Raw genomic sequence first — 24,180 nt, 5'->3', positions numbered from 1 at the left:
CAAATTGGAATGTTGTGCTGTACATTTTCGAAAAATGATGTATAATGATAAGGTATCACTTCACAAAAGACAGGAGAAGCCCATGAAACTGATGAACATGACCCGCCCGGTGGCTGTGCTGACCGCCGCCGCGCTGACTCTGGGGCTGGCCGCCTGCGGCAAGCAGGAATCCGAAGCCGCCAGTTCCCCCGAAACCGCCACGCCGGAGACCTCCACCGAGGAAAGCGCCGCCGATCCCTATGCGTATCTGGCAGATTTCGATTACAGCTCGGTTTTTGACGAGAATGGCTATGTGACCGGCGTGACCGCCTCCGATTACATCACCCTTCCCGATGACCTGGGGCTGAGCCTTTCGGACGAGGCCAACACGGTGACCGATGAGGACGTCGCCAACTACATCAATGACAATATCCTGGTCAACTACACCACCACCAATCAGGTGACCGACCGCGCTGCAGCCGACGGAGACACCGTGAACATCGACTTTGTCGGCTCCGTGGACGGCGAGGAATTTGACGGCGGCTCTGCCGAAGGGTACGACCTGACCCTGGGCAGTGGTTCCTTCATTGACGATTTTGAGGACCAGATCGTGGGTCACATGCCCGGTGAGACCTTTGATGTGAACGTCACCTTCCCCGACGACTTCCAGGCCACCGATCTGGCCGGCAAGGACGCGGTGTTCTCCACCACCCTGAACTACATTTCCGAGACTGTGACCCCCGAACTGACCGACAATTTCGTGAAGGAAAACCTGAGCGAGAATCTGGGCCTGAACGACGTAGCCACCCTGAACAGCTACATCTCCGACATGCTGCTGTTCAGCCAGCAGACCAACGAGCTGTATTCCCAGCTGAGCAGCACCCTGAGCGTGCAGGGAGATGCCCCCGCCGCCCTGACCAAGTACTTTGAGGACTACTATCTGGAAAGCCCGTATCTGTACGCCCAGATGTACGGCATGTCCCTGGACGAGTTCCTGCAGGCCAATGGCTATGACAGTGCTGCCGCCTACCTGGAAACCTCCCGCCAGTATATTGACGGTGCCATCCAGCAAACCCTGATCATGCAGGCTCTGGCCGAAAAGTACGGCATCACCTGCCCCACCGAGACCCTGGAAAGCCAGTTCCAGGAATACTTCGGCAGCAGCGACACCAGCAGCTATGTGAACTATTATGGCGAAAACTACCTGAAGATGAGCATCCTGAATGACCTGGTGATGGAACACCTGGTGGATGAGGTCAACGCCTGATCTTTCTGGTTTTCATAGCATTTTCGACCGCCCCGGAACATGGCTTCCGGGGCGGTTTTTTCGTTGCATTTTATTGCTTGACAGCCTCCGGACCGCATGCTATACTGTGGCCAAATCAAGCATTTAGATATTTTTCTAAATATCTCATATCATAAGGAGGTGCCGCAGATGGGTGATGCATTCAAAGCTTTGGCCGACCCGACCAGGCGGAAAATTCTGGAACTGCTTGCCGGCGGGGAGATGACCGCCGGGGAAATTGCCGCTCATTTTTCCATGGCCAAACCATCGGTCAGTCATCATCTGAACATTCTGAAATCCGCCGGCCTGGTGATCGATGAGCGCCGGGGGCAGAACATCGTATACTGCCTGAACCTGACGGTATTTCAGGAACTCATGAAGTGGTTCTATGATTTTGGGTTCATGAAGGAGGATACCGATCATGAAGAATAACAAGCTGTACTGGATCCTGGGAGCCGTGTGCATGGTGAACCTGCTGGGTCACGCCCTGTGCCTGCCCATGATGCCGGAGCAGGTGCCCGTCCACTGGAACTGGGCCGGCGTAGCCGATGGGTTCGGTCCCAAATGGAGTGCTCTGGCCACGGGTCTGCTGCCGCTGGGACTGCTGCTGTTGTTCCGGGTTCTGCCCTCCATTGACCCCAAGGGCGAAAACTTTGCCAAGTTCCGGCCCATCTGGAACGGAATGGTTCTGGGCACGATCCTGTTCGGCTGCGCCGTCAGCTGGCTGAGCGAACTGGCCGTGTTCGGCATCCTGAAGGACGGAAGCAGTGCCACCGGACTGCTGGTGGGTGGCGGCATTGGCCTGCTGTTCATTCTGCTGGGCAACTACATGCCACGCATCAAACAAAATTACACCTTCGGCTGCCGCACTCCCTGGGCGCTGGCAGACGAACACAACTGGAACCGCACCCAGCGCATGGGTGGGTTTGTCTTTATCCTCATCGGAGCCTCTACCCTGCTTTCCGGCGTGTTCGCGGGAGCCCTTGGTTTTTCCGGCACTCTGATCGTGCTGCTGGGAACCACCCTGTTGGGCTGCGTGTGGATTTACCTGTATTCCTTCCTTGTATTCAAGGGATGGATGAAGTGAGGAACGGATCATGCTGACCATCGAACATCTGACCAAGATTTACCCGGGCGGCAAGACCGCCGTGCAGGACCTGAATCTGCATGTAGCCCCCGGGGACATATACGGTTTCATCGGTCACAACGGCGCCGGTAAAACCACCACCATCAAAGCGGCTGTCGGACTTCTGCCATTCGAACAAGGCGACATCCGTATTGACGGGGTTTCCATCCGCCAGGACCCGCTTGCCTGCAAGCGAGCCTTTGCCTATCTGTCGGACGATCCCCTGCTGTACCCGTATCTTACCGGACAGCAGTACCTGAACTTTGTCGCAGATGTATTTGAAGTTTCCCGTGCTGACCGTATCCGGCGCACGGAGGAACTGGCATCCACCTTCGGGATTTCCGATGTGCTGGGGGAACTGACCTCCGCTTATTCCCACGGAATGAAACAGAAGCTGGCCATTCTTGGCGCCCTGATCCACGAACCGCGGCTCCTGATTCTGGACGAGCCTTTTGTGGGGTTGGACCCGGAAGCGGTGGTGACGCTGAAAGGCCTTATGCACACCTTGTGCAGACAGGGCGGCGCCGTCTTCTTTTCCACCCATGTGCTGGATGTGGCGGAACGGCTGTGCAACAAGGTAGCCATCATCCGGCAGGGACATCTGGTGGCTGCCGGAGAGACCGCCGTTCTTACCGGCGGCAAGACTCTGGAAGAAACCTTTATGGAGGTGGTACGCCATGGCGAAACCGACACTGCGGGGTCTGGCCCTGCTGCTGAAGCTTGATTTGTACCGCCTGGGCGGCTGGAATGAGTTTGCGCACACCCGGGATTCCAAAGAAAAGCGCCGTTGGCTGATCAACGCTTTTGTATGGGGGCTGTTGGCCATAATGGCCGTGGGGTATCTGCTCTTCCTGGCCTGGGGAATGCTCCTTCTTGGGTTCGGGGAAGCCCTTCCCGGCTTTCTGTACACCATGGCCTCCGCCCTGACGCTGCTGCTGGGAGTTCTGAACATCGGCAACTTCTTGTTCAGCCACACTTTTCATGACCAGATCTCCACCCTTCCCATCCCGCACAGAGCACTGCCGCTGAGCCGGCTGCTGGCACTGTATCTGGTATATCTGGCGCTGTGCGCTCTTTGTCTGGTTCCGGGAATGGTGGTATACGCCATGGCCGTACAGCCGGATATCCTTTTCTGGGCTGCTTTTCTGTGGGGGCTCCTGCTGGCACCGCTCCCCTGCCTGACAGTTGCCTGTATTCCCAGTGTTTTATCCGCCCTCTTTGTGCGGCGCCTGCGATACAAACCGCTCATAGCCACCCTGATCCTGGTGTTGTATCTGGTGGTGGCCATGAGCCTGTCCTTCCAATTCGACAGCACATCAATGACCCCCAACGATCCCACAGCACTGCTCCTGACTATGAAACCCCTTCTCACGGCATCCGCCTCCCGTTATCCGCCTGCTGCCTGGTTCAGTCAGATCCTCTCCGGCGGTTCCGGCTCCGGTTCCGCCCTGCTGCGGCTGAGTTTGACCGCCCTGCTGCCCGCCGGACTGGCTGTCGCCATCATCGTCCGGCGATATGACGCCCTTTGCAACGCCCTGAACGCCGCTGCCGGCAGGCGGCGCGCAAACCGGAAGACCTCGGTTCATACACCTCTCACTGCCCTGTATCTGCGGGAAGTACGCCGCTACACCACCTGTATGACCTGGTTTTCCAACACGGCCATCGGGTACTGCCTGATGGCAGCCATTCCCCTGATGCTTCTGTTGAGCGGTGACCAATTCGGCCGTACCATGGGACTGACCTCCGCCGTCATCATCCGGTATCTTCCCCTTGTGCTGGGACTGCTGGCCATTTTAATGCCGGTGACCTCCTGTGCCATCTCCCTGGAAGGAGCGCAATGGCCGCTGATCCGCACGTTGCCGGTGCGTACCCGTGACCTTCTGCTTGCCAAAGTTCTGCTGAATCTGACCGTGGCGTTTCCCTGCTGGCTTATTGCAGTTATCGGCGGGACGCTGGCCCTGCATCCGCAAGGCCCCGATCTGCTCTGGCTGACTCTTGTCCCCGCCGTCTACTGCGTATACGGTGCCGTGGCAGCCCTGCGAATTGACCTGGCTTTCCCGAAACTGCAGGCCAAAAACGAGACCGAGGTCGTCAAGCAGAGCACCGCCACCTTGCTGTCCCTGCTGAACGGGCTGATCTCCGCCGGCATCCCCTGGTTATTGCTGGTGATATTTCCCCATTCTGTCGTCTATACCGGTTTATGCCTGCTTGCGGCATTGCTCACCCTGTTTCTGTGGCGTCAATGCCTGCATACAGACCTGCAAAAGATCCAATGAAAAAGCCCCCGGCCTGCCATCAATCGGCAAGCCAGGGGCTTGTGTTTATGATTCAGCTGTCAGGCGTCAAGGGGGCGATCAGCGCAGTACCAGGTTGCCGTTTTCGGCATCCACGGTGAGGGTATCGCCGGCCTGATTGGCACCGCCGATGATCTGTTTGGCCAGCATGGTCTCCACATGGGACTGGATATACCGCTTCAGGGGACGGGCGCCGTAGATCGGGTCGTAGCCGCCGTCGATGATGGCATCCTTGGCCGCATCGGTGACCTTCAGGTTCAGCTGCTTGTCGGCCAGACGCTTGCGCAGGTCGTTGAGCATCAGGTCCACGATGCCGCCGATCTCCTGCTTGGTCAGGCTCTTGTAGATGACCGTGTCGTCCAGACGGTTGAGGAACTCGGGACGGAACTGCCGCTTGAGCAAAGCGTCAATCTTCTCCCGGGCTTCGGCGGAAATCTCGTTGCGGCCCTGGGCACGACCCTCTTCCAGGTCTTCCAGGATGATATCGGAGCCCAGGTTGGAGGTCAGGATCAGGATGGTGTTCTTGAAGTCCACGGTGCGGCCCTGGCTGTCGGTGATACGGCCGTCATCCAGCACCTGCAGCAGGATGTTGAACACATCCGGGTGGGCCTTTTCCACCTCATCAAACAGCACCACGCTGTAGGGATGGCGGCGGACGGCCTCGGTCAGCTGACCGCCTTCTTCATAGCCCACATATCCCGGAGGAGCACCGATCAGACGGGACACGCTGAACTTCTCCATATATTCGGTCATGTCGATACGGATGAGGTTCTTCTCATCATCGAACAGGGCCTGTGCCAGCGCCTTGGCCAGCTCGGTCTTGCCCACGCCCGTGGGGCCCAGGAAGAGGAAGCTGCCGATGGGACGGCCCGGGTTGGCAATGCCGGCACGGGAACGCAGGATAGCGTCCGAAACCTTCTGCACCGCTTCATCCTGGCCGATGACCCGCTGATGGAGCACTTCGGGCAGACGCAGCAGCTTCTCCCGCTCGCCTTCCACCAGTTTTTCTACCGGGATGCCGGTCCAGCGGGCCACGATGCGGGCGATCTCCTCGTCGGTGACACGATCCCGCAGCAGGCTCTGTTCCTTCTTCTCGGCGGCGATCTTCTCTTCGCTTTCCAGGTCACGCTGCAGCTGAGGCAGTTTGCCGTACTGCAGCTCACCGGCTTTGGCGTAGTCACCCTGACGGGTAGCCTTCTCGATGTCGGCCTTCACAGACTCCACCTCGGCACGCAGACTCTGCACCTTGTTGATGGCGTTCTTCTCGTTCTCCCACTGGGCTTTCTTGGAGTTGAAGCTGTCACGCAGTTCGGCCAGTTCCTTTTCCAGGGCATCCAGACGCTGGTGGGACAGTTCGTCGGTCTCCTTCTTCAGGCTGGCCTCCTCGATCTGCAGCTGGGTGATGTGGTGCTGCAGGTCGTCCAGTTCCGCCGGCATGGAATCCAGCTCGGTCTTGACCATGGCACAGGCTTCATCCACCAGGTCGATGGCCTTATCGGGCAGGAAACGGTCGCTGATGTAACGGTCGGACAGGGTGGCGGCCGCGATGAGGGCAGCGTCCTGGATCTTGACGCCGTGGTACACCTCATACCGTTCCTTCAGGCCACGCAGGATGGAGATGGTATCCTCCACGGTGGGTTCTTCCACCATGACAGGCTGGAAACGGCGTTCCAGGGCGGGGTCCTTCTCGATATATTCCCGGTATTCATCCAGGGTCGTGGCACCGATGCAGTGCAGCTCGCCCCGGGCCAGCATGGGCTTGAGCAGGTTGCCCGCGTCCATGGCACCGTCGGTCTTGCCGGCACCCACAATGGTGTGCAGCTCATCAATGAACAGGATGATCTTGCCTTCGGACTTCTTGACTTCGTTCAGAACGCTCTTCAGACGTTCCTCAAACTCGCCGCGGTACTTGGCACCGGCCACCAGCGCACCCATATCCAGGCTGAAAATGGTACGGTCCTTCAGGTTTTCGGGCACATCACCGCGCACGATCCGCTGGGCCAGACCCTCGGCAATGGCGGTCTTGCCCACGCCGGCTTCACCGATCAGTACAGGGTTGTTCTTGCGCTTACGGGACAGAATCCGGATCACGTTGCGGATCTCGGTATCACGGCCGATGACCGGGTCCAGCTTGTTCTTGCGGGCCATGTCCACCAGGTCCTGGCCGTACTTCTGCAGGGCGTTGTAGGTAGCTTCGGGATCATCGCTGGTGACCCGCTGGTTGCCACGGACGGTGGACAGCTGGGTCATGAACTTCTCCTGGGTGATGCCGAACTGCCGGAACAGTTCCGACGCGGCACGGCCCGGGCGCTGGAGGATACCCAGGAAGATATGCTCCACGCTGATGTATTCATCCTTCATCTGTTTGGCCTGGTCTTCCGCCGCGTTGAAGGCGCGGTCCAGGTCATTGGAAATATATACCTTTTCGGGGTCACGGCCGCTGCCGGTCACATGGGGCAGGGCGGCGACCTTCTCGGTGGCGGCAGCCAGGAAATTGCCCGGTTCCACCCCCATCTTGGTCAGAAGCTGAGGGATCAGGCCGTCATCCTGCTGGCACAAAGCGGCAAGCAGATGCTCCTGCTCGATGGCCTGATTCTGATATTCCACCGCCAGACGCTGTGCGGCCTGGATGGCCTGAATGGTCTTTTGGGTACATTGATTCATGTTCATACGGCAAACCTCCTTCACAGCTTGCTTGTATCTATATTAGCAAACGACAGTTCTGAGTGCTGTCCGTTCCGACCCGACAGGGCTGCGGTTGCTTTTTCGCCATACTTTCCCCGGTGGAATCCACCCGTCAGGTCAGCGCCAGCTTTTTATTAGCACTCTCAACCATCGACTGCTAATATTGTAGCACATCCTGTTGGATTGTCAACGGGGTAAATTGAAAATTATTTGTGAACACCTCTTTTTGTCGATTTGATCCCAAACCTTGCAAAACAAGGCACAACACGGTACAATAAAAAGCAAAGAATTTGTACAGCGCCACAAAGCGCCGGCATAGAGGGAGGCTACCTTATTATGGAAAAGGAAAAACGTTCCATCAATACCATCTGTGTGCAGGGCGGTTACACACCGGGCAACGGTGAACCCCGCCAGATCCCCATCATCCAGAGCACTACCTTTAAATACGACACCTCGGACGAGATGGGCAAGCTGTTCGACCTGGAGGCCAGCGGCTACTTCTATTCCCGCCTGCAGAACCCCACCTGCGACCATGTGGCCGCCAAGATCGCCGAACTGGAAGGCGGCACCGCTGCCATGCTGACCAGCTCCGGTCAGGCCGCCAACTTCTTTGCGCTGTTCAACATCTGCAACGCCGGAGATCACATCGTGGCTTCCAGCTCCATCTACGGCGGCACCTTCAACCTGATCTCGGTCACCATGGCCAAGATGGGCATTGAAGCCACCTTCGTGGATCCGGACTGCACCGACGAGGAACTGGAAGCAGCCTTCCGTCCCAACACCAAGGCCGTCTTCGGCGAAACCATCGCCAACCCTGCCCTGACTGTGCTGGACATTGAGCGCTTTGCCAAGGCGGCCCACGCCCACGGCGTGCCCCTGATCGTGGACAACACCTTCCCCACCCCCGTCAACTGCCGTCCCATCGAGTGGGGCGCCGACATCGTCACCCACTCCACCACCAAGTACATGGACGGTCACGGCGGCTGCGTGGGCGGTGCCGTGGTGGACAGCGGCAACTTCGACTGGATGTCCCACGCCGACAAGTTCCCCGGCCTGACCACCCCCGACGAGAGCTATCACGGCATCACCTATGCCGAGCGCTTCGGCAAGGAAGGTGCCTTCATCACCAAGGCCACTGCCCAGCTCATGCGTGACTTCGGCTGTGTGCAGAGCCCCATCAACGCCTACATGCTCAACCTGGGCCTGGAGAGCCTGCATGTGCGCATGGCCCGCCATTGCGAGAACGGTCAGGCTGTGGCCGAGTTCCTGGCCAGCCATCCGAAGGTGGCCTATGTGGATTACTGCGGCCTGCCCGGAAACAAATACTACGAGCGTGCCCAGAAATACCTGCCCAACGGTTCCTGCGGCGTGGTCAGCTTCGGCATCAAGGGCGGCCGCGACGCTGCCGCCGCCTTCATGGGCCATCTGAAGATTGCTGCCATCGAGACCCATGTGGCCGACGCCCGCACCTGCTGCCTGCATCCCGCGAGCACCACCCACCGCCAGATGAACGACGAACAGCTGGCCGCCGCCGGCGTGCGCCCCGACCTGGTGCGTATGAGCTGCGGCCTGGAGGACAAGGCCGATCTGATTGCCGACATTGCCCAGGCGCTGGATAAAATCTGATTGTTAAAGGGAGTTTGGCCCCATGCCGCTTATCATTCCCCGTGACCTGCCCGCCTACACGGAACTTTCCCGGGAGAACGTCTTTGTGATGCACAAGGAACGGGCCCGCGGGCAGGACATCCGTCCTCTGCGCATCCTGATCCTGAATCTGATGCCTACCAAGATCGTCACCGAGACCCAGCTGGCCCGCCTGCTGGCCAACAGCCCCCTGCAGGTCCAGCTGACCTTTTTGCAGACGGCCACCCACAATCCCACCCACACCCCGCAGGAGCACATGCAGGCCTTTTACAAGACCTTTGATGAGATCCAGGACCAGCGCTTTGACGGACTGATCATCACCGGTGCACCTTTGGAGGATATGGACTATACCCAGGTGGACTACTGGGACGAGCTGTGCCGGATCATGGATTACAGCAAGGAAAACGTCTTTTCCACCATCCATCTGTGCTGGGGTGCTCTGGCCGGGTTGTATTATCATTTCGGGGTGCGCAAGGTGCATCTGCCCGAAAAGATGTTTGGTGTGTTCGAACACCATGTGACCCGGCCTTCCAACCCGCTGGTGCGCGGCTTTGACGAGGTGTTCTATGCCCCTCACAGCCGCTGGGCCGGACTGAACCGGGCGGACATTGACGCCTGCCCCGACCTGCGCATCCTGGCGGAGAGCGACGTGGCCGGACCTATGCTGCTTTCCACCGAGTCGGGACGGCAGATCTTTGTGATCGGCCATCCGGAATACGACAAGTACACCCTGGACGCCGAGTATCGCCGGGATGTGGCCGCCGGACGGGATATCCATGTGCCGGTGAACTACTATCCGGACGACGATCCCAGCCGGGACCCCATCTTCCGCTGGCGGGCCCACGGGTACCTTTTGTACACCAACTGGCTGAACTACTATGTGTACCAGAACACCCCCTATGATCTGGGCAACCTGGAGGCGCTGGGTGACCACCGGGCGGACCACCCATGAGCGGGCCGAAGATCAGCGCCTGCATTGTGGCGTATTGTGATTATGAAGAAGTCTGCGCCGCTGTGCGCAGCGTTCTGGCCCACACCGCTTCCCCGGATTTCCGGCTGTTTGTGGTGGATAACGCCAGCCCTGACGGCTGCGGCGGGAAACTGGCCGAGGAGGACTTCGGGGATGAACGGGTGACCGTGCGCTGCTTGCCCAAAAACGTTGGATTCGGCCGGGGGCACAATTCGGTGATGGAGGACCTGAACAGTGAAGTTCATTTCATCCTGAACCCGGACGTACTCTTGCAGGACGATGTTCTCACCGGCATGGCTGTCTGGCTGCTGGACCACCCCGGAGTGGTCATGGCAACGCCTCAGCTGTATTTTCCCGACGGGCGCATCCAGAACCTGCCCCGGCGCAAACCCACCCCCTGGCTGCTGCTGGCCCGCCAGCTGGCCGACCGGATGCCCGACAGTGTTTTCGCCAAAGCCAACGAACATTACACCATGCAGGATGAGGACCTGAGTGTGGCCCGCCCCATTGAATTCTGCACCGGCAGTTTTGCCGCCCTGCGCACCGATATATTCAAAAAAATCGGCGGGTTTGACCCGGAGTACTTCATGTATGTGGAGGACGCCGACCTGACCCAGAAAGCCCTGCAGTGCGGACAGGTCTATCTGCTGCCCCAGTTCAAAGCGGTGCACGCCTGGCATCGGGCCCCCATGCGGGATGCCGGCAAGTTCAAGATGCAGCTGGTGAGCATGGGCCGGTATTTCCGCAAATGGGGCTGCAGACACGGCAAGGTGTGAAAAGATTTTTCTTTTGCCCTGCGGCAGCCCAAAAAGCGCTTGCCAAGACTGGCGCTGTATGGTATAATTACTACCGTTACCGCGGTTCGGTTCCGGGTGTATGCCCCAGATTGGGGACGCCTTGTTGCCCGCTGCTGTGCCGACGGCCAATTATTGAAAGAGAGGTATTTTCCCATGAGCCAGAAGTCTGCCATTGAAAAGCAGCCCATCATCGCCAAAGCCGCCATCCACGAGGGTGACACCGGTTCTCCGGAAGTCCAGGTCGCGCTGCTGACTGCGCGCATCAACCACCTGACTGAGCACCTGAAGACCAACAAGAACGACAACCATAGCCGTCGTGGTCTGTTCAAGATGGTCGGCCGCCGCCGTAACCTGCTGGCCTATCTGCAGAAGAAGGACATCAACCGTTACCGCGCCCTGATCGCTGAACTGGGCCTGCGCAAGTAATTCTTGGCAAAACGGGCAGGGCGCACCAACATGCGCCTTGCCTTTTTTTATTATTTTTTACTCCTATCCCCTTTTCGTTTCCCCCAGGACTTTGGCACACCGTGGTTTGTGCAGTAAATCGAACGCCGCGCCCCCGGCGGAGCGGCACTGGATTTATTGCTCAAAGCACAGGCGCCTTGGAAATATATCCATGAAGGAGAAAACACTATGGCACTGGAATTTTCTTCCCGCAAAGAAACCTTCCCCAACTACCGCAAGTTCGAGACCACCTTTGCGGGACGTCCGTTCGTGGTCGAGACCGGCAAGCTGTGCGGTCTGGCCAACGGCAGCGCAATGATCCGCTACGGTGAGACCTGCGTGCTGTGCAACGTCACCATGAGCGAAAAGCCCCGGGATGGCATCGACTTCTTCCCCCTGAGTGTGGAGTTTGAAGAGAAGCTGTACGCCGCCGGCCGCATTCCCGGCAGCTTCATGCGCCGCGAGGGCCGCCCCGGTGAACACGCCATTCTGTCCAGCCGTGTGGTGGACCGTCCCATCCGCCCTCTCTTCCCCAAAGAGATGCGCAACGACGTCTGCGTGACCATGACCGTCATGAGCCTGGATCCGGACAACTCCGCCGAGATCGCCGGCATGAACGGTGCCTCTCTGGCCATCGCCATGTCCGATATTCCCTGGAAGGGCCCCATCGCCGGTGTAGCCGTGGGTCTGGTGGATGGCGAAATCGTGCTGAACCCCACCAAGGCCCAGCGTGAAGTCAGCGACCTGTCCCTGACCCTGGCCGCCAGCATGGACAAGATCGTCATGATCGAGGCCGGCGCCAACGAGGTGGACGAAGCCACCATGATGGAAGCCATCAAGACCGGCCATGCCGAGATCAAGAAGATGCTGACCTTCATCAACAGCATCGTGGCCGAGATCGGCAAGCCGAAGATCGAATTCACCCCCGTGGAGCTGGACTACGATCTGCTGAAGGAGATCAGTGCCGCTCATCTGGACGAGTTCAAGGCCGCCATGGATACCGACGACAAGAACGTCCGCGACGCCGCCCTGCTGCCCATCATGGACAAGATTGCCGAGGAACATCCCGACCTGGATGCTTCCACCCTGGACCTCATCAGCTACAAGATGCAGAAGTATGTGGTCCGCCGCTGGCTGCTGGATGAAGGCAAGCGTGTGGATGGCCGCGGCATTAACGAGATCCGCCCCCTGGCTGCCGAAGTGGGCATCCTGCCCCGCGTGCATGGCTCCGGCCTGTTCACCCGCGGCCAGACCCAGAGCCTGACCATCTGCACCCTGGGCTCCACCCGGGATGCCCAGACCATGGACGACCTGGGCGACACCCCCACCAAGCGCTACATCCATCACTACAACATGCCGCCGTACTCTACCGGTGAGGCCCGCGCTCCCCGCAGCCCCGGCCGCCGTGAGATCGGCCACGGCGCTCTGGCGGAACGGGCTCTGATTCCGGTTCTGCCCTCCATGGAGGAGTTCCCCTACACCATCCGCTGCGTGTCCGAGATCATGTCCTCCAACGGTTCTACCTCTCAGGCTTCCATCTGTGGTTCCACTCTGGCCCTGATGGATGCCGGTGTGCCCATCAAGGCCCCCGTGGCCGGCATCTCCTGCGGCCTGATCACCGAGGGCGACCGCTGGATGACCATGCTGGACATCCAGGGCGTGGAAGACTTCCACGGCGACATGGACTTCAAGGTGGGCGGCACCCGCCGGGGCATCACCGCCATCCAGATGGACATCAAGATCGACGGCCTGACCTATGAGATCGTGGAGGAAGCGCTGGAGAAGTGCCGCAAGGGCCGTCTGTACATCCTGGACGAGATCATCAAGCCCTGCATTGCCGAGCCCCGCAAGGAACTGTCCAAGTATGCTCCCAAGATGTTCAGCATGCAGATCCCCGTGGACAAGATCAAGGACGTCATCGGCAAGGGCGGCAAGGTCATTCAGGAAATGTGCGCCAACTTCAACTGCAAGATCGACATTGAGGAGGACGGCCACGTCTTCATCTCCGCTGTGGATCTGGACGACGCCAAGCGCGCCATTGCCACCATCAAGACCATTGTGGAAGACCCCGAGGTGGGTGCCATCTACAAGGGCCGTGTGACCCGCCTGATGAACTTCGGCGCTTTCGTAGAGATTGCTCCGGGCAAGGAAGGCCTGGTCCACATCTCCAAGCTGGACGATCACCGCGTGGAGCACGTGGAGGATGTTGTGGCCGTGGGCGATCCCATCTATGTCATGGTCACCGACATTGACCAGCAGGGCCGCATCAACCTGTCCCGCAAGGACGCTGTGGCTGCCATCGCCAAGAAGCGTGCCGAACAGCAGAAGCAGCAGTAATCTGGCCAAAAACCGCCACTGAATAAAGAAAAACCACCCCCGACAGCATCCTGGCTGTTCGGGGGTGATTTCTTTTATAGAGGTCTATGAAGGGGCATTGCTCAGAAGTAGCTGCCCACGGCGGTGATCTGGTCCGGCAGGTCGGCCCGGTAATTGGGCGCCTCCGGATACAGGCTGTTGATGGTCACACCATTGTCCCCTGCCCGACCGGTGGAGTGGATGTATTCCCCGCCGCCCAGGTACATGGCCACATGGCCCGGGAAGTAGAGCAGGTCCCCGGCACGGATCTCCGAAAGCGGGATCTCATGGATGGGATAGCCTTCCTTGATCTGGGCATCCCGCCAGATGACGATGCCGCACAGCAGATACGCCATGCTGCAAAGTCCCGAGCAGTCAATGCCCAAGGGGCTTTTGCCGCCCCAGCGGTACTGGGTTCCGGCATACAGGCGGGCAGCGGCGGTCAGGGCTTTGCGCAGTTCCCGGTGGGTATCGGCGCAGGGGCTCTGCCACAGGGTATCCAGCGCACTGGCACACACATACCCCTGGCGGCCGTCGGGCAACTGGACCTTCTGCCAGCCATCCTCCGGTTCTCCGCACAGGGCCAGCCGTCCGCCCCGGGGAATACCGGTCATCACATAGGCGCCCTGCACCTTGGGCTGGGAAAGAACGTCCACAAAATTCTTGTGCAGCACGATCTTCTGCGGCAGCGCCAGGAACGCCTCGGCGGCCTGCCCCTGGGTCAGCGCATCCGCATCCACCCGTCCGGTGTATCCGTAGAAGGTCTTGATGGGCAGACGGCCCAAATCGTCCGCTTCCCCGGTGATTTCCACCGGCATCCCCAGCAGGGCTTCGTCGGTGACACAGGCTTCCTGCGGGGCAGCGGCACAGGTGTCTGCCTCTTCATACAGAGGGCAGAGGGCACGGTTGATAATGGCTTTCATAGCACGCTCCTTGTCTGAAAAGGTCAGTGGGCCTTGGCCAGGGATTCCCGGTAGCCGTCCAGTTCCTTCTGGTTGCCCAACACAAAATGGCCGGGTTCGATCTCACACCAGACCGGCTTGTCCTGGGTGTAGTCATGGCAGGCCGGGTCATACACCAGCAATTTCTTGCTGCGTTCCGCAATAGGGTCCGGCTGGGGAATAGCCGACAGCAGGGCCCGGGTGTAGGGGTGCAGCGGATGGGCAAAGAGCTGCTCACTCTCGGCCAGTTCCACAATATCGCCTTTGTGGATAACAGCAATGCGGTCGCAGATGAACCGCACCACCGACAGATCATGGGCGATGAACAGATAGGTCAGGCCGCGCTCCTTCTGCAAGGCAGACAGCAGGTTGAGCACTTGGGCCCGGATGGACATATCCAGGGCAGAGATGGGCTCATCGGCCACAATGAACCGGGGCTCCATGATGAGAGCCCGGGCAATACCGATGCGCTGGCGCTGGCCGCCGGAGAATTCGTGGGGGAACCGGGAGGCAAACTCCGGCAGCAAGCCCACGTCCGAAAGGGCCTTGGCCACCTTCTCCCGGCGCTGGTCCTCGGTGAGGTGATGGCCGGGAGCATACAGGCCTTCGGCCACGATGTACCCCACCTTGGCTCTCTCGTTCAAGGAGCTCATGGGGTCCTGGAAGATCATCTGGATATCCCGGGTGACCTGACGGTCCTCCTGGGCCGACAGTTTGCCGGAAATACGGCGTCCGTCAAAGCGGATCTCCCCGGCTGCCACCGGATTGGCCCGGATGATGGCCCGACCGATGGTGGTCTTGCCGGAACCGGACTCCCCTACCAGGCCGAAGGTCTCGCCCTGGTAGATGTCAAAGGAAACATCCTTCACCGCCACAAAAGGACGGCGCTTTTTGCCGAACTGGACCCGTACATGGTCCAGTTCCAGCAGTTTTTTCCGTGTATCAGGCATTGGCGGTCCCCTCCCCGGTGAGTTTCAGTGCACGGCCCTTTTCCCGCAGGACCCGGATGTGCTCCGGCGGCTCCACCTTAGGAGCCCGGGGGTCCAGCAGCCAGGTGCGGGCCGAATGGGTGGGACTGACCGCAAACATGGGCGGACGCTTGACGAAGTCGATCTTCAGGGCCTGGGGGTTGCGGGGGGCAAAGGCATCGCCACGGACCTCGTGGAAGAGGTTGGGCGGGGTGCCCTCGATGGAATAGAGGGGTTCGCCCTTCACACCCAGCTGGGGCAGGCTGGAGAGCAATGCCCAGGTGTAGGGGTGACGGGGATCGTAAAAGACTTCGGCGCAGCTGCCTACTTCCACAATGTCACCGGCATACATGACCGCAATACGGTCGGCCACATTGGCCACCACACCCAGGTCATGGGTGATGTAGATGGTGGTCAGGTCATACTTCTTCTGCATCTGCTTGATGAGCCCCAGAATCTGGGCCTGAATGGTCACATCCAGGGCAGTGGTGGGCTCGTCGCAGATGAGGATCTTGGGACGGCAGGCCATGGCGATGGCGATGACCACCCGCTGACGCATGCCGCCGGAAAATTCATGGGGGTACTGTTTGGCCCGACGCTGCGGGTCAGGGATGCCCACTTCCGCCAGCAGCTCACATACCGCCGCATCTGCTGCGGCGCCGTGCAGGTTCTGGTGCAGTTCCAGGGCTTCCTTGATCTGCCAGCCGATGGTTTTCAGCGGGTTCAGGCTGGTCATGGGGTCCTGCAGGACCATGGCGATTTCCCGGCCGCGGATGGCCTGCCACTGTTTGTCGGTGGTGAAGGTTGCCAGGTCCTGGCCGTTGTACAGGATCTTGCCGCTCTCGATGTAGCCGTTCTGGTCGTTCAGCCCCATGAGGGTCTTGACCAGCACGCTCTTGCCGGAGCCGGACTCCCCTACAATGGCCAGACTCTCGCCCTTGTACACATCCAGGGAGATGCCCCGGATGGCGTGAAGCACCTGCCCGCGCAGGGTGAACTTGAAGTTGAGGTCCTGGATGGAAAGAAGGACCGAATCATTTTTTTCCATGTTCGCGTCCTCCTTACACATGGTTTTTGGGATCGGCGGCATCTGCAAAGGCGTTGCCCACCACATACAGGCTGATGGTGATGATGGCCAGTACCGCCGTGGGGAACAGAAGCTGATACCGCAGACTGGGCTGGCTCATGAGCAGACGGCCCGCCTGGACCAGGTTGCCCAGAGAAGGGATATCGGTGGGCAGGCCGATGCCGATGTAGGTGACAAAGACCTCATTGCCGATGGCCGAAGGGATGGCCAGAGACATGCGCAGGGCAATGACCGACACCAGGTACGGCAGCAGGTTCTTGGTGACAATGCGGCCGGTGGTGGTGCCCAGGCACCGGGAAGCCAGGTTGTAGTCCCGGTCACGGATGATGACGATCTGGTTGCGGATGAACCGGGCCATGTCCAGCCAGCCGGTCAGGCACAGCGCAAAGATGATGGTGCCCACGCCGGGGTTCATGATGTAAGAAACCAGGATCAGCACCAGGGTCTGGGGGATGTTGTCGAAGATATTATAGAGTTCCGTAAAGAAGGTATCCAGCTTGCGCACATACCCCCACAGAACACCGATGAGGGTGCCGAAAAGCGCCTCAAAGCAGGCGACGGCCAGCCCGATGCCCAGAGAGGTGCGGGTGCCAGCCCAAGTACGGGCCCACAGGTCCTGCCCGATGGAGTTGGTGCCGAACCAGAACTCCGAATCCGGGGCGCGGTTGATGATCTGCACGCCGGTGAGAGGGTCGTTGTTGATGGTTTTGGGATCGTGCTGGTTGGGCAGCAGCGGCTGGATAAAAGTGAACAGCAGCACCACCGCAATAACACAGAGGAAAAATACAGCCACCTTGTTCTTGAAGAAGGAACGCAGGGTGGCGCCCCAGTAGGAGTAGTTGGAGTAACCGCCGCGTTCGGCGCGGGAATGATCGAAATCGGCGGGGGTGAAGAGTTCGTCCTCCGGCAGGTCCGCGTAGGCGGCGGTGGGGTCGGTCTGCTTTGCCAGATCCTTGTTCAGCGCTGTTTCCAGCTGTTCGGCTTTCATTCTGCGGAATGTCATCAGCGTGCCCCCTCCTTTCCGGTGAAACTGATCCGAGGATCAACCAGGGCCATTAAGATATCACCGAAGAGCAGCCCCAGCACCGACACGGCGGCGTAGATCAGGACCAGCGCCTGCACCATGGTGTTGTCCTGCAGCTTGATGACCTGCACCAGCAGACCGCCCATGCCCGGAATGGAGTACAGGCTTTCTACATACAGGGAGCCCATAAGGGTGAACAGGATGGAGTTGGGGATGTACTGCACCAGCGGCACTACCGCGTTGCGGAAAACATGATTGCGGCTGATGCGGGCCGCCGGTACACCCTTGGCCCGGGCCAGACGGATATAGTCCTTGTTGGATTCATCCACCATATACCGGCGCAGCCACATGGCGTAATAGGCAATGTTGCCGATGGAAAGGGAGAAGATGGGCAGGATCCAGGTTTCCAGATTGCGGGTGTTGAACAGCATGGAAACGCCCAGCATTTCACTGCCGTACAGCTGGATGAGCAGGTGGTAGACTGCCGAGGGCACTGCCTGCACAACCACGATGAGCACGGTACCGATCTTGTCCCACACCTTGAAGCGGGTACGGGTGGACCGGGCCATGAGAATGCCCAACGGCATGCCCACCACCAGCGAGACCACAAAGCTGATCAGGCCGATCTCAATGGAGATGGGAGCTTTCTGGGCAATGATCTTGGCGATGGAGTAGCCCTCCCGGTATTTGTTGGAGATTCCCAGATTGCCCTGCAGGATCTGCACAAAATAATTCAGCACCTGCTTGGGCAGCGGCTGGGTCAGCCCCAGCTGCTGCAGTCCGGCTTTGATCTGGGCGTCGCTGAGTTTGTCGAAATTGTTGAAGTAGCCCTCAATCGGCATCTGGCGCAGCAGCACAAAGACGATGACGATGACAATACACAAAGTCACCAGCGCGTGCAGCACACGCTTGAGCATGTACTTGGCCAATGGGTCCTTCCCCTTTCCCTTTGTAAATTATCCTTATACCCGGCGTTTTACGGCCTTGCGGCGGGGTCCGTGCCGGAACACGGGCCCCGCCGCAAAACCGCACGCGCCGCGCCGGCACAAACTGCACCGGCGCGGCGGGTATGGCGGTTTTGAAATCTTTTGGGTACTGCCTGCTTATTCTTCCGAGGTGGCAATGGCCTGGGCGCGGGCTTCTTCCCACTCTTTGTAAGCGGTCTCGAACTCGTCCATGCTCATGGAAGTGTCATACAGGTGCTGGTACTTGTAACGCTGCAGGGCCACACCGTAGGGAGCGTACTCCCCTTCCATGGGGTTCAGGTCGCAGATGACGTACCCGTCGCCGGAAGAAACGCTGAAGGGAATGGCGATGGCATGGTCGATCAGCATGGCCTCGGCTTCGGCAAAGGCGGTGTAGCGGGCGGCATCGTCATCATAGATGGCCTCGGCCTCTTCCACCTTGGCGCTGTATGCGGCGAACAGAGCCTGGGTCTCGGGGTCTTCGCTCAGATCCCAGAAGCCGTAGCTGTTGTCGGCCACAAAGGGCTCGGTCCAGGTCTGGGGATCGGCGTAGTCGGCGCCCCAGTTGCACTTCATCAGGGCGTAGTCGCCGCCGCGGCGCACTGCGGACAGGAAACCGGTCTCGGGGCCGGCCTGCACGATGATGTCAATGAAGTCGGACCCCAGAACGCCTTCGATCTGCTGCTCCACGACCTGGCATTCCTTGTCCCAGTTGGTGGTGCTGGGGTTGTAGGGCATGAGGACCTTGATGGGGAAGGTGGCGCCTTCGGCGGTCAGCTCCGCCTTGGCGGCGTCACGGTATTCAATAGCCTTGGCTTCGTCGAAGCTGTCACCCTGGGTGTAAGACAGCAGCGCATCATACTGGGTGAAATCCTTGCCGCCGCCCACAGCAAAGTTGGCGGGGGTGATGGTGTTGTTCATCAGGTCGGAGGGATTGTAGGGCTCGCTGACAGTCAGGGCCTTGACACGGTCCAGCGCCGCCATGACGGCCTTGCGGAAGTTTTCGTTGTTGACGGCCAGCTTCCAGTTCTCCGGCTCATACTGTTCGTCAAACTGCGGGTCAAAGTTGAAGCTGTAGAAGTAGCTGAAGGAAACGTCCGGACGGGAGCCATGGACCAGGTTGGCGGTGCTCTCATCGGCCAGCATGGCGTCCAGCAGATCGGAAGGCACGGCAGCGTAGTCGCTCTCATCCGCCTGATACATGGACACGCTGACGTTGATGGCTTCGGCGTTGTAGGTCTGGCGGATCTCGTCAATGAAGACATTGTCCTTGTCCCAGTAAGACTGGTTCTTGGTCAGCACGCGCTCCTGCTGGGGCAGGTAGCTGGACAGGATGTAGGCACCGTTGTACAACAGGTTTTCGTTGTCCAGGCCGAACTGGTCGCCGCACTCTTCCAGGAAAGGTCCGTACACCGGCATGTAGGAGGTATAGGACAGGACGCTGAGGAAGAAGGGGCAGGGCTGGTCCAGCGTGTAAACCAGGGTGTAGTCATCCACAGCCTTGACACCGATGCTGTCGGCCTCCACCGGGTCCACCACTTCGATGGGATCGCCGGCATCGTCCACGGCATTTTCGCCGGTGGCCAGCCCCAGGGTCTCCAGGGTCAGCAGGTAGGCGGTGTAGTCGTAGTAAGCCTGGGCGTTGTGCACCACCGCACCGGTGGAGTACATGTACTGGTTATCAGCGGCGTTGCGGGCATCGTTGACATACTGTGCGGTGGATACCCAGTCGTTGGCGGTCACATCGGCCACCTCGTTGCCGTCCTTGTCCACCCACTTGACGCCCTGCCGGATGTGGAAGGTCCACTCGGTCATATCGTCGTTGCTCTCCCAGCTTTCGGCCAGAGAGGGAATGATGTTGCCGTAGGAGTCATACTCCACCAGGCAGTCCACCACGTTGGCGCCGATGGCGTACTCATTGGTCTGGCTGGTGGTCAGGTAATTCAGGGTGGTCACTTCGCTGGAGTACAGCTCCCGGTAAACGGCCGCCCCCTCAGCGGTGGTGCTGGTGCCGTTGCCGCCGCAGGCTGCCAGCGACACGCACATGGCACCAGACAGCGCCAGACTGATCAGCTTCTTCGTCGTGTTCATAGGGCTCACTCACTTTCCTTCTCTCGGTCCTTTCGGGCCGTAATGACGGGCAGACAGGGTATTCCGCCCGATTTTCCCCAAATAAGACAAAAAGCAAACAAGCCCACACCAATGTGGACACTGTTTGCCCTTGAAAAACGCCTCGGGCCCGTCGATCCTCGGCGCGTCTTTGCGGAAAATTGATTGGCCCTAGTATAACAAAAAGGTAGATGAATGTCAAGATTTCGGCCCCTGCCGTAATGTTTATTTTGCATAAAAATACAGAATATTGCTGCTGTTTTGCCGATTTTTTCCATGCAGGTCCTCCAGATACAAAAAAGCACCCGGAAACAGACGAAGTGTTTCCGGGCGTATTCACTGATTGGTCCAGCGGGTCATTCGGCGGCCGTCTGGGCAGGATAGATCATGTCAATGCCGGTCTGCAGGGTCTCCCGATTGATGGCCCCCACCGCCCGGGCCACCACATTGCCCTCCGCGTCAATGAGGTAGGTGGAGGGCAGCGAGTAGACCGAATAGGTCAGGGCGGCATCCTGGTCGGTGTCAAAGTACACCGGGAAGGTATAGCCTTTTTCGGCCACAAAGTCTCCGGCGGTGCTTACCGTTTCCCGGGAGCCGTCGGTCATGTTGACCATGAGGAACTGCACGTCCTCTCCCAGCTCATCGTATGCCTGCTGGAAGTCGTCCATCTCACTCTGGCAGGGGCCGCACCAGCTGGCCCAGAAGTTGACCACCACCGGCTTGCCTGCAAAGTCAGAAAGCTTTACAGCGTTGCCTTCCGCATCATAGACGGTGAAGTCCGGAGCCGCCTGGGAGGCCGCCTCTTCCCCGTCTTCAGTATCGGAAGCTGCCTGTTCGGAGGTTGCTTCCGGGTTTTCCGCCGGGACCGGAGTCGCCTGACTGACCAGAAGATCATCCGGGGTCCGGCCATTGCTCAGATCCTTATATAACAGAGAGGCCCCCGTGATCAGCAAAGCGAAGGCGGCAACTCCCACCAGCAGAATGATTTTTTTGTTCATCTGTTCTCCCCTTTCAGCTCAGAAGCGCCAGCATGCGGCCCAGCAGTCCGGTGGCCATGAGCAGGCCCACCAGCACCAGGAACCCGCCGCTGATGCGGTTGATGACGGTATAATGGCGTTTGATCCAGTCAAAGGCAGATTTGAGTTCGTCAATGAGAAGGGCGCTGGCCACAAAGGGCACGCCCAGCCCCAGGGAGTAGGTCAGCAGCAGCAAAACGCCCGTCCAGACGCTCCCCTGCTGGGAAGCCAGCAGCAGGGCCGAGCCCAGGAAAGCCCCCACGCAGGGCGTCCATCCCAGAGAGAAGATCAGCCCAAAGAGCACCGAGGAGAAAAAGCCCGGGGTGCGCACAGAGGTACCGCCGGCCATCCCGCCCCGGAACAGCTGCACCCGCAGCACCCCCAGGAAATTCAGACCGAAGAGGATGACCACCACACCGGAGACCAGGTTGACGGCAGTCTGGTGGGACTTGAGGAAGCCGCCCACCGTGCCGGCCAGGGCCCCCATGGCCACAAAGACCATGGTGAAGCCCAGCACAAAGCCAAGGGCGCCGGTGAGAGTCTTGCGCATGCTGCGCTGACCTCCGGCAAAGTAGGATACGTAGATGGGAAGCATGGGCAGAAGGCAGGGAGAAACAAAGGTGATGATGCCTTCCAGGAAAGAGATGAGGTATTGCATCGGAAAGGTTCCTTTCTGTGCAGAAATGAGATTTGACGGGGCTGTGGTTTTTGGCTATACTGGCAGGTAGTAAGGAGGTGACGGCATTGCCGTTTGAAACCTTGTTCCCGGTATGGGATCAGCTGACCCCTGCCCAGCAGCAGACCCTGCGCGGGGCTGCCGTGCTGCGCAAAGCCCCCCAGGGCACCATCGTGCACGACGGCGCGGCGGACTGTCTGGGATATCTGGTGGTGCGCAGCGGCCAGCTGCGGGCGTACTATCTTTCGGAAGAAGGGCGGGAGATCACTCTCTACCGCCTGTTTGAGCGGGATGCCTGCCTGCTGGCGGCTTCCTGCATGATGCCCAGCATCCAGTTTGATGTGACCATCGAGGCGGAAAAGGACAGCGAGATGTACATCATTCCCCCCGACGTGTATAAATCGGTGATGAAGGAATCGGCCGCCGTGGCCAACTACACCAACGAGATCATGAGCACCCGGCTTTCGGATGTGATGTGGCTGATGGAGCAGGTCATGTTCCGCAGTTTCGACCGGCGGCTGGCCGGATTCCTGCTGGAGGAAAGCGAACTGGACGGCACCACCGCGCTGAAGCTCACCCACGAGAAGATCGCCAATCACCTGGGCACCGCCCGGGAGGTGGTCACCCGGATGCTGCGGTATTTCCAGAGCGAAGGCATGGTGAAGCTGTCCCGCGGGACGGTGGAACTGACCGACACGGACAAGCTGCGGGCGCTGCGGGGGGACGACTGAAAACACAGAAAGCACGCCCCGCCGAAGCGGAACGTGCTTTTGCGGGCTTGATTACAGCAGAGCGAGGATGCGGGCCTTGGGCATGGCGCCCACGGACCGGTTGACCTCCTGGCCATTCTTGACGACAACCAGGGTGGGGATGCTCATGACGCCGAACTGCGAGGCCAGAGCCGGCTGTTCGTCCACGTTGATCTTGCAGACCTTGATGTCGCTGCGCTCGGCGGCGATCTCATCCAGGATGGGGCCCACCATACGGCAGGGACCGCACCAGCTGGCCCAGAAGTCCAGCAGGACGGGCTTGTCGCTGTGCAGCACTTCGTTTTCAAAAGTAGCGGTCGTGATATGAAGAACAGACATGGTCAATAACCTCCGTTTTTTGTGTGGTGTTTGGGTTTCCCCTTTCAGTATGGTACTATCATACCCCCATTTTTTCAATTCTTCCGTAACTATGTCACCAAAGAAGAAAGTCATACCTTGGCATTTGTATCCCCGGCATATTTCACAACTTTTTATTCGGGGCGTCCAAAAAGATTTTTGCCGCAAAATTTTGTATTTTGTCCACAGATGTGGTACAATCGAGGGTAAGCATAGACCCGCCCGTCACCGGGCCCCGGGCACGGCGGCGGGACCGAAAGTATATTGGTTTTTGTGAACTGTTAAGGAGAGTGTTTATGGCGTACTATTTTTCTGAACCGTCCCGCACGTTTGGTGAATATCTGCTGGTGCCGGGGTATTCCTCTTCCGAATGTGTGCCCAATGCGGTGAGCCTGCGCACCCCGCTGGTCAAGTACCGCAAAGGCGAGGAAGAATGCCCGCTGGAAATGAACATCCCGATGGTTTCCGCCATCATGCAGTCTGTCTCCGGTGAAAAGCTGGCCATCGCGCTGGCCAAGCAGGGCGGTGTTTCCTTCATCTACGGTTCCCAGACCATCCAGGAGGAAGCCGATATGGTGCGCCGGGTCAAGGCCTACAAGAAGGGCTTTGTGACCAGCGACTCCAATCTGCCTCCCGAAGCCACCCTGGCCGACGTGCTGGACCTGAAGACCCGCACCGGCCATTCCACCGTGGCCATCACCGCCGACGG

The 24,180-nt window shown here is 59.3% G+C and carries 22 protein-coding genes; 12 read left to right on the top strand and 10 right to left on the bottom strand.

The window, feature by feature from the left end:
- Window positions 1-82: 82 nt before the first annotated feature.
- The 5 genes from Q0K17_RS00110 (at window position 83) to Q0K17_RS00090 (ending at window position 4,666) form a co-directional block, all read left to right on the top strand.
- Window positions 83-1,246, top strand: a complete 1,164-nt coding sequence (locus tag Q0K17_RS00110; RefSeq protein WP_294538311.1) for a trigger factor — start codon at window positions 83-85, stop codon at window positions 1,244-1,246.
- A gap of 168 nt (window positions 1,247-1,414) precedes the next feature.
- Window positions 1,415-1,696, top strand: coding sequence for an autorepressor SdpR family transcription factor (locus Q0K17_RS00105; RefSeq protein ID WP_294538309.1), 282 nt, complete (start codon window positions 1,415-1,417; stop codon window positions 1,694-1,696).
- Complete coding sequence (locus tag Q0K17_RS00100) at window positions 1,686-2,351, top strand: SdpI family protein (RefSeq protein WP_294538307.1); 666 nt, start codon at window positions 1,686-1,688, stop codon at window positions 2,349-2,351. The genes Q0K17_RS00105 and Q0K17_RS00100 overlap by 11 nt, the downstream gene beginning before the upstream one ends.
- 10 nt (window positions 2,352-2,361) lie before the next feature.
- The gene (locus Q0K17_RS00095) at window positions 2,362-3,114 is read left to right on the top strand and encodes an ABC transporter ATP-binding protein (RefSeq protein WP_294538305.1); all 753 of its coding nucleotides are present in this window, start codon (window positions 2,362-2,364) and stop codon (window positions 3,112-3,114) included.
- On the top strand, window positions 3,068-4,666 hold the full coding sequence (locus tag Q0K17_RS00090) for a hypothetical protein (RefSeq protein ID WP_294538302.1): 1,599 nt from the start codon (window positions 3,068-3,070) through the stop codon (window positions 4,664-4,666). Before Q0K17_RS00095 ends, Q0K17_RS00090 begins: the two co-directional genes overlap by 47 nt.
- 78 nt (window positions 4,667-4,744) lie before the next feature.
- Here the strand turns inward: Q0K17_RS00090 and clpB are convergent, their stop codons facing one another.
- Window positions 4,745-7,354, bottom strand: coding sequence for an ATP-dependent chaperone ClpB (gene clpB, locus Q0K17_RS00085; RefSeq protein ID WP_294538300.1), 2,610 nt, complete (start codon window positions 7,352-7,354; stop codon window positions 4,745-4,747).
- A gap of 351 nt (window positions 7,355-7,705) precedes the next feature.
- On the opposite strand from clpB, the gene Q0K17_RS00080 reads away from it, so the two are divergent.
- The 5 genes from Q0K17_RS00080 to Q0K17_RS00060 all read left to right on the top strand — a co-directional run bounded on the left by Q0K17_RS00080 (window position 7,706) and on the right by Q0K17_RS00060 (window position 13,561).
- Complete coding sequence (locus Q0K17_RS00080; protein ID WP_294538298.1) at window positions 7,706-8,995, top strand: O-acetylhomoserine aminocarboxypropyltransferase/cysteine synthase family protein; 1,290 nt, start codon at window positions 7,706-7,708, stop codon at window positions 8,993-8,995.
- 22 nt (window positions 8,996-9,017) lie between these two features.
- Window positions 9,018-9,965 (top strand): homoserine O-succinyltransferase, encoded by a 948-nt coding sequence (gene metA / locus Q0K17_RS00075; protein ID WP_294538296.1) that lies wholly within the window; start codon window positions 9,018-9,020, stop codon window positions 9,963-9,965.
- Window positions 9,962-10,759 (top strand): glycosyltransferase, encoded by a 798-nt coding sequence (locus Q0K17_RS00070; RefSeq protein ID WP_294538294.1) that lies wholly within the window; start codon window positions 9,962-9,964, stop codon window positions 10,757-10,759. Before metA ends, Q0K17_RS00070 begins: the two co-directional genes overlap by 4 nt.
- Window positions 10,760-10,933: 174 nt before the next feature.
- Complete coding sequence (gene rpsO / locus Q0K17_RS00065; RefSeq protein WP_113998887.1) at window positions 10,934-11,206, top strand: 30S ribosomal protein S15; 273 nt, start codon at window positions 10,934-10,936, stop codon at window positions 11,204-11,206.
- A gap of 207 nt (window positions 11,207-11,413) precedes the next feature.
- A complete protein-coding gene (locus Q0K17_RS00060) occupies window positions 11,414-13,561 on the top strand; it encodes a polyribonucleotide nucleotidyltransferase (RefSeq protein WP_294538291.1) in 2,148 nt (715 codons plus the stop codon).
- Window positions 13,562-13,662: 101 nt separating this feature from the next.
- Here Q0K17_RS00060 and Q0K17_RS00055 read toward each other — a convergent pair whose 3' ends face one another.
- From Q0K17_RS00055 to Q0K17_RS00020, 8 genes are all read right to left on the bottom strand, one after another.
- Complete coding sequence (locus Q0K17_RS00055; protein ID WP_294538289.1) at window positions 13,663-14,502, bottom strand: SH3 domain-containing C40 family peptidase; 840 nt, start codon at window positions 14,500-14,502, stop codon at window positions 13,663-13,665.
- Between the two features lie 23 nt (window positions 14,503-14,525).
- Window positions 14,526-15,470: an ATP-binding cassette domain-containing protein gene (locus Q0K17_RS00050; protein WP_294538287.1), complete on the bottom strand. Its 945-nt coding sequence runs from the start codon at window positions 15,468-15,470 to the stop codon at window positions 14,526-14,528.
- Window positions 15,463-16,536 carry an ABC transporter ATP-binding protein gene (locus Q0K17_RS00045; protein ID WP_294538284.1) on the bottom strand — a complete coding sequence of 358 codons (1,074 nt, stop codon included), beginning with the start codon at window positions 16,534-16,536 and terminating at the stop codon, window positions 15,463-15,465. Before Q0K17_RS00045 ends, Q0K17_RS00050 begins: the two co-directional genes overlap by 8 nt.
- Before the next feature lie 13 nt (window positions 16,537-16,549).
- A complete protein-coding gene (locus tag Q0K17_RS00040; RefSeq protein WP_294538282.1) occupies window positions 16,550-17,578 on the bottom strand; it encodes an ABC transporter permease in 1,029 nt (342 codons plus the stop codon).
- Window positions 17,578-18,528 carry an ABC transporter permease gene (locus Q0K17_RS00035; RefSeq protein ID WP_294538279.1) on the bottom strand — a complete coding sequence of 317 codons (951 nt, stop codon included), beginning with the start codon at window positions 18,526-18,528 and terminating at the stop codon, window positions 17,578-17,580. Before Q0K17_RS00035 ends, Q0K17_RS00040 begins: the two co-directional genes overlap by 1 nt.
- A gap of 174 nt (window positions 18,529-18,702) precedes the next feature.
- Window positions 18,703-20,655, bottom strand: coding sequence for a peptide ABC transporter substrate-binding protein (locus Q0K17_RS00030; protein ID WP_294538275.1), 1,953 nt, complete (start codon window positions 20,653-20,655; stop codon window positions 18,703-18,705).
- 374 nt (window positions 20,656-21,029) lie between these two features.
- Window positions 21,030-21,671 (bottom strand): TlpA disulfide reductase family protein, encoded by a 642-nt coding sequence (locus tag Q0K17_RS00025; protein ID WP_294538272.1) that lies wholly within the window; start codon window positions 21,669-21,671, stop codon window positions 21,030-21,032.
- Between the two features lie 13 nt (window positions 21,672-21,684).
- Window positions 21,685-22,347: a cytochrome c biogenesis protein CcdA gene (locus tag Q0K17_RS00020; RefSeq protein ID WP_294538269.1), complete on the bottom strand. Its 663-nt coding sequence runs from the start codon at window positions 22,345-22,347 to the stop codon at window positions 21,685-21,687.
- A gap of 86 nt (window positions 22,348-22,433) precedes the next feature.
- On the opposite strand from Q0K17_RS00020, the gene Q0K17_RS00015 reads away from it, so the two are divergent.
- The gene (locus tag Q0K17_RS00015; protein ID WP_294538266.1) at window positions 22,434-23,096 is read left to right on the top strand and encodes a Crp/Fnr family transcriptional regulator; all 663 of its coding nucleotides are present in this window, start codon (window positions 22,434-22,436) and stop codon (window positions 23,094-23,096) included.
- 51 nt (window positions 23,097-23,147) lie between these two features.
- On the opposite strand, the gene trxA is transcribed toward Q0K17_RS00015, so the two are convergent.
- Window positions 23,148-23,453, bottom strand: coding sequence for a thioredoxin (gene trxA / locus Q0K17_RS00010; RefSeq protein WP_294538263.1), 306 nt, complete (start codon window positions 23,451-23,453; stop codon window positions 23,148-23,150).
- A 314-nt stretch (window positions 23,454-23,767) separates the two neighbouring features.
- Here trxA and Q0K17_RS00005 point away from each other — a divergent pair.
- Window positions 23,768-24,180 (top strand): IMP dehydrogenase (locus Q0K17_RS00005; RefSeq protein ID WP_294538261.1); only part of this gene is annotated, 413 nt, incomplete at its 3' end.

It is taken from the genome of uncultured Gemmiger sp. (genome assembly GCA_944388105.1).
Classification (GTDB): Bacteria; Bacillota; Clostridia; order Oscillospirales; family Ruminococcaceae; genus Gemmiger.
Note: the sequence above shows the minus strand (reverse complement) of the source record. Positions and strands in the feature narration are given on the sequence as shown.

Excerpts from the sequence above, each read along its gene's own strand:
- Q0K17_RS00110 (WP_294538311.1), top strand. The coding sequence starts at position 83 with ATGAAACTGATGAACATGACCCGCCCGGTGGCTGTGCTGACCGCCGCC.
- Q0K17_RS00105 (WP_294538309.1), top strand. The coding sequence starts at position 1,415 with ATGGGTGATGCATTCAAAGCTTTGGCCGACCCGACCAGGCGGAAAATT.
- Q0K17_RS00100 (WP_294538307.1), top strand. The coding sequence starts at position 1,686 with ATGAAGAATAACAAGCTGTACTGGATCCTGGGAGCCGTGTGCATGGTG.
- Q0K17_RS00095 (WP_294538305.1), top strand. The coding sequence starts at position 2,362 with ATGCTGACCATCGAACATCTGACCAAGATTTACCCGGGCGGCAAGACC.
- Q0K17_RS00090 (WP_294538302.1), top strand. The coding sequence starts at position 3,068 with ATGGCGAAACCGACACTGCGGGGTCTGGCCCTGCTGCTGAAGCTTGAT.
- clpB (WP_294538300.1), bottom strand. The coding sequence starts at position 7,354 with ATGAACATGAATCAATGTACCCAAAAGACCATTCAGGCCATCCAGGCC.
- Q0K17_RS00080 (WP_294538298.1), top strand. The coding sequence starts at position 7,706 with ATGGAAAAGGAAAAACGTTCCATCAATACCATCTGTGTGCAGGGCGGT.
- metA (WP_294538296.1), top strand. The coding sequence starts at position 9,018 with ATGCCGCTTATCATTCCCCGTGACCTGCCCGCCTACACGGAACTTTCC.
- Q0K17_RS00070 (WP_294538294.1), top strand. The coding sequence starts at position 9,962 with ATGAGCGGGCCGAAGATCAGCGCCTGCATTGTGGCGTATTGTGATTAT.
- rpsO (WP_113998887.1), top strand. The coding sequence starts at position 10,934 with ATGAGCCAGAAGTCTGCCATTGAAAAGCAGCCCATCATCGCCAAAGCC.
- Q0K17_RS00060 (WP_294538291.1), top strand. The coding sequence starts at position 11,414 with ATGGCACTGGAATTTTCTTCCCGCAAAGAAACCTTCCCCAACTACCGC.
- Q0K17_RS00055 (WP_294538289.1), bottom strand. The coding sequence starts at position 14,502 with ATGAAAGCCATTATCAACCGTGCCCTCTGCCCTCTGTATGAAGAGGCA.
- Q0K17_RS00050 (WP_294538287.1), bottom strand. The coding sequence starts at position 15,470 with ATGCCTGATACACGGAAAAAACTGCTGGAACTGGACCATGTACGGGTC.
- Q0K17_RS00045 (WP_294538284.1), bottom strand. The coding sequence starts at position 16,536 with ATGGAAAAAAATGATTCGGTCCTTCTTTCCATCCAGGACCTCAACTTC.
- Q0K17_RS00040 (WP_294538282.1), bottom strand. The coding sequence starts at position 17,578 with ATGACATTCCGCAGAATGAAAGCCGAACAGCTGGAAACAGCGCTGAAC.
- Q0K17_RS00030 (WP_294538275.1), bottom strand. The coding sequence starts at position 20,655 with ATGAACACGACGAAGAAGCTGATCAGTCTGGCGCTGTCTGGTGCCATG.
- Q0K17_RS00025 (WP_294538272.1), bottom strand. The coding sequence starts at position 21,671 with ATGAACAAAAAAATCATTCTGCTGGTGGGAGTTGCCGCCTTCGCTTTG.
- Q0K17_RS00020 (WP_294538269.1), bottom strand. The coding sequence starts at position 22,347 with ATGCAATACCTCATCTCTTTCCTGGAAGGCATCATCACCTTTGTTTCT.
- trxA (WP_294538263.1), bottom strand. The coding sequence starts at position 23,453 with ATGTCTGTTCTTCATATCACGACCGCTACTTTTGAAAACGAAGTGCTG.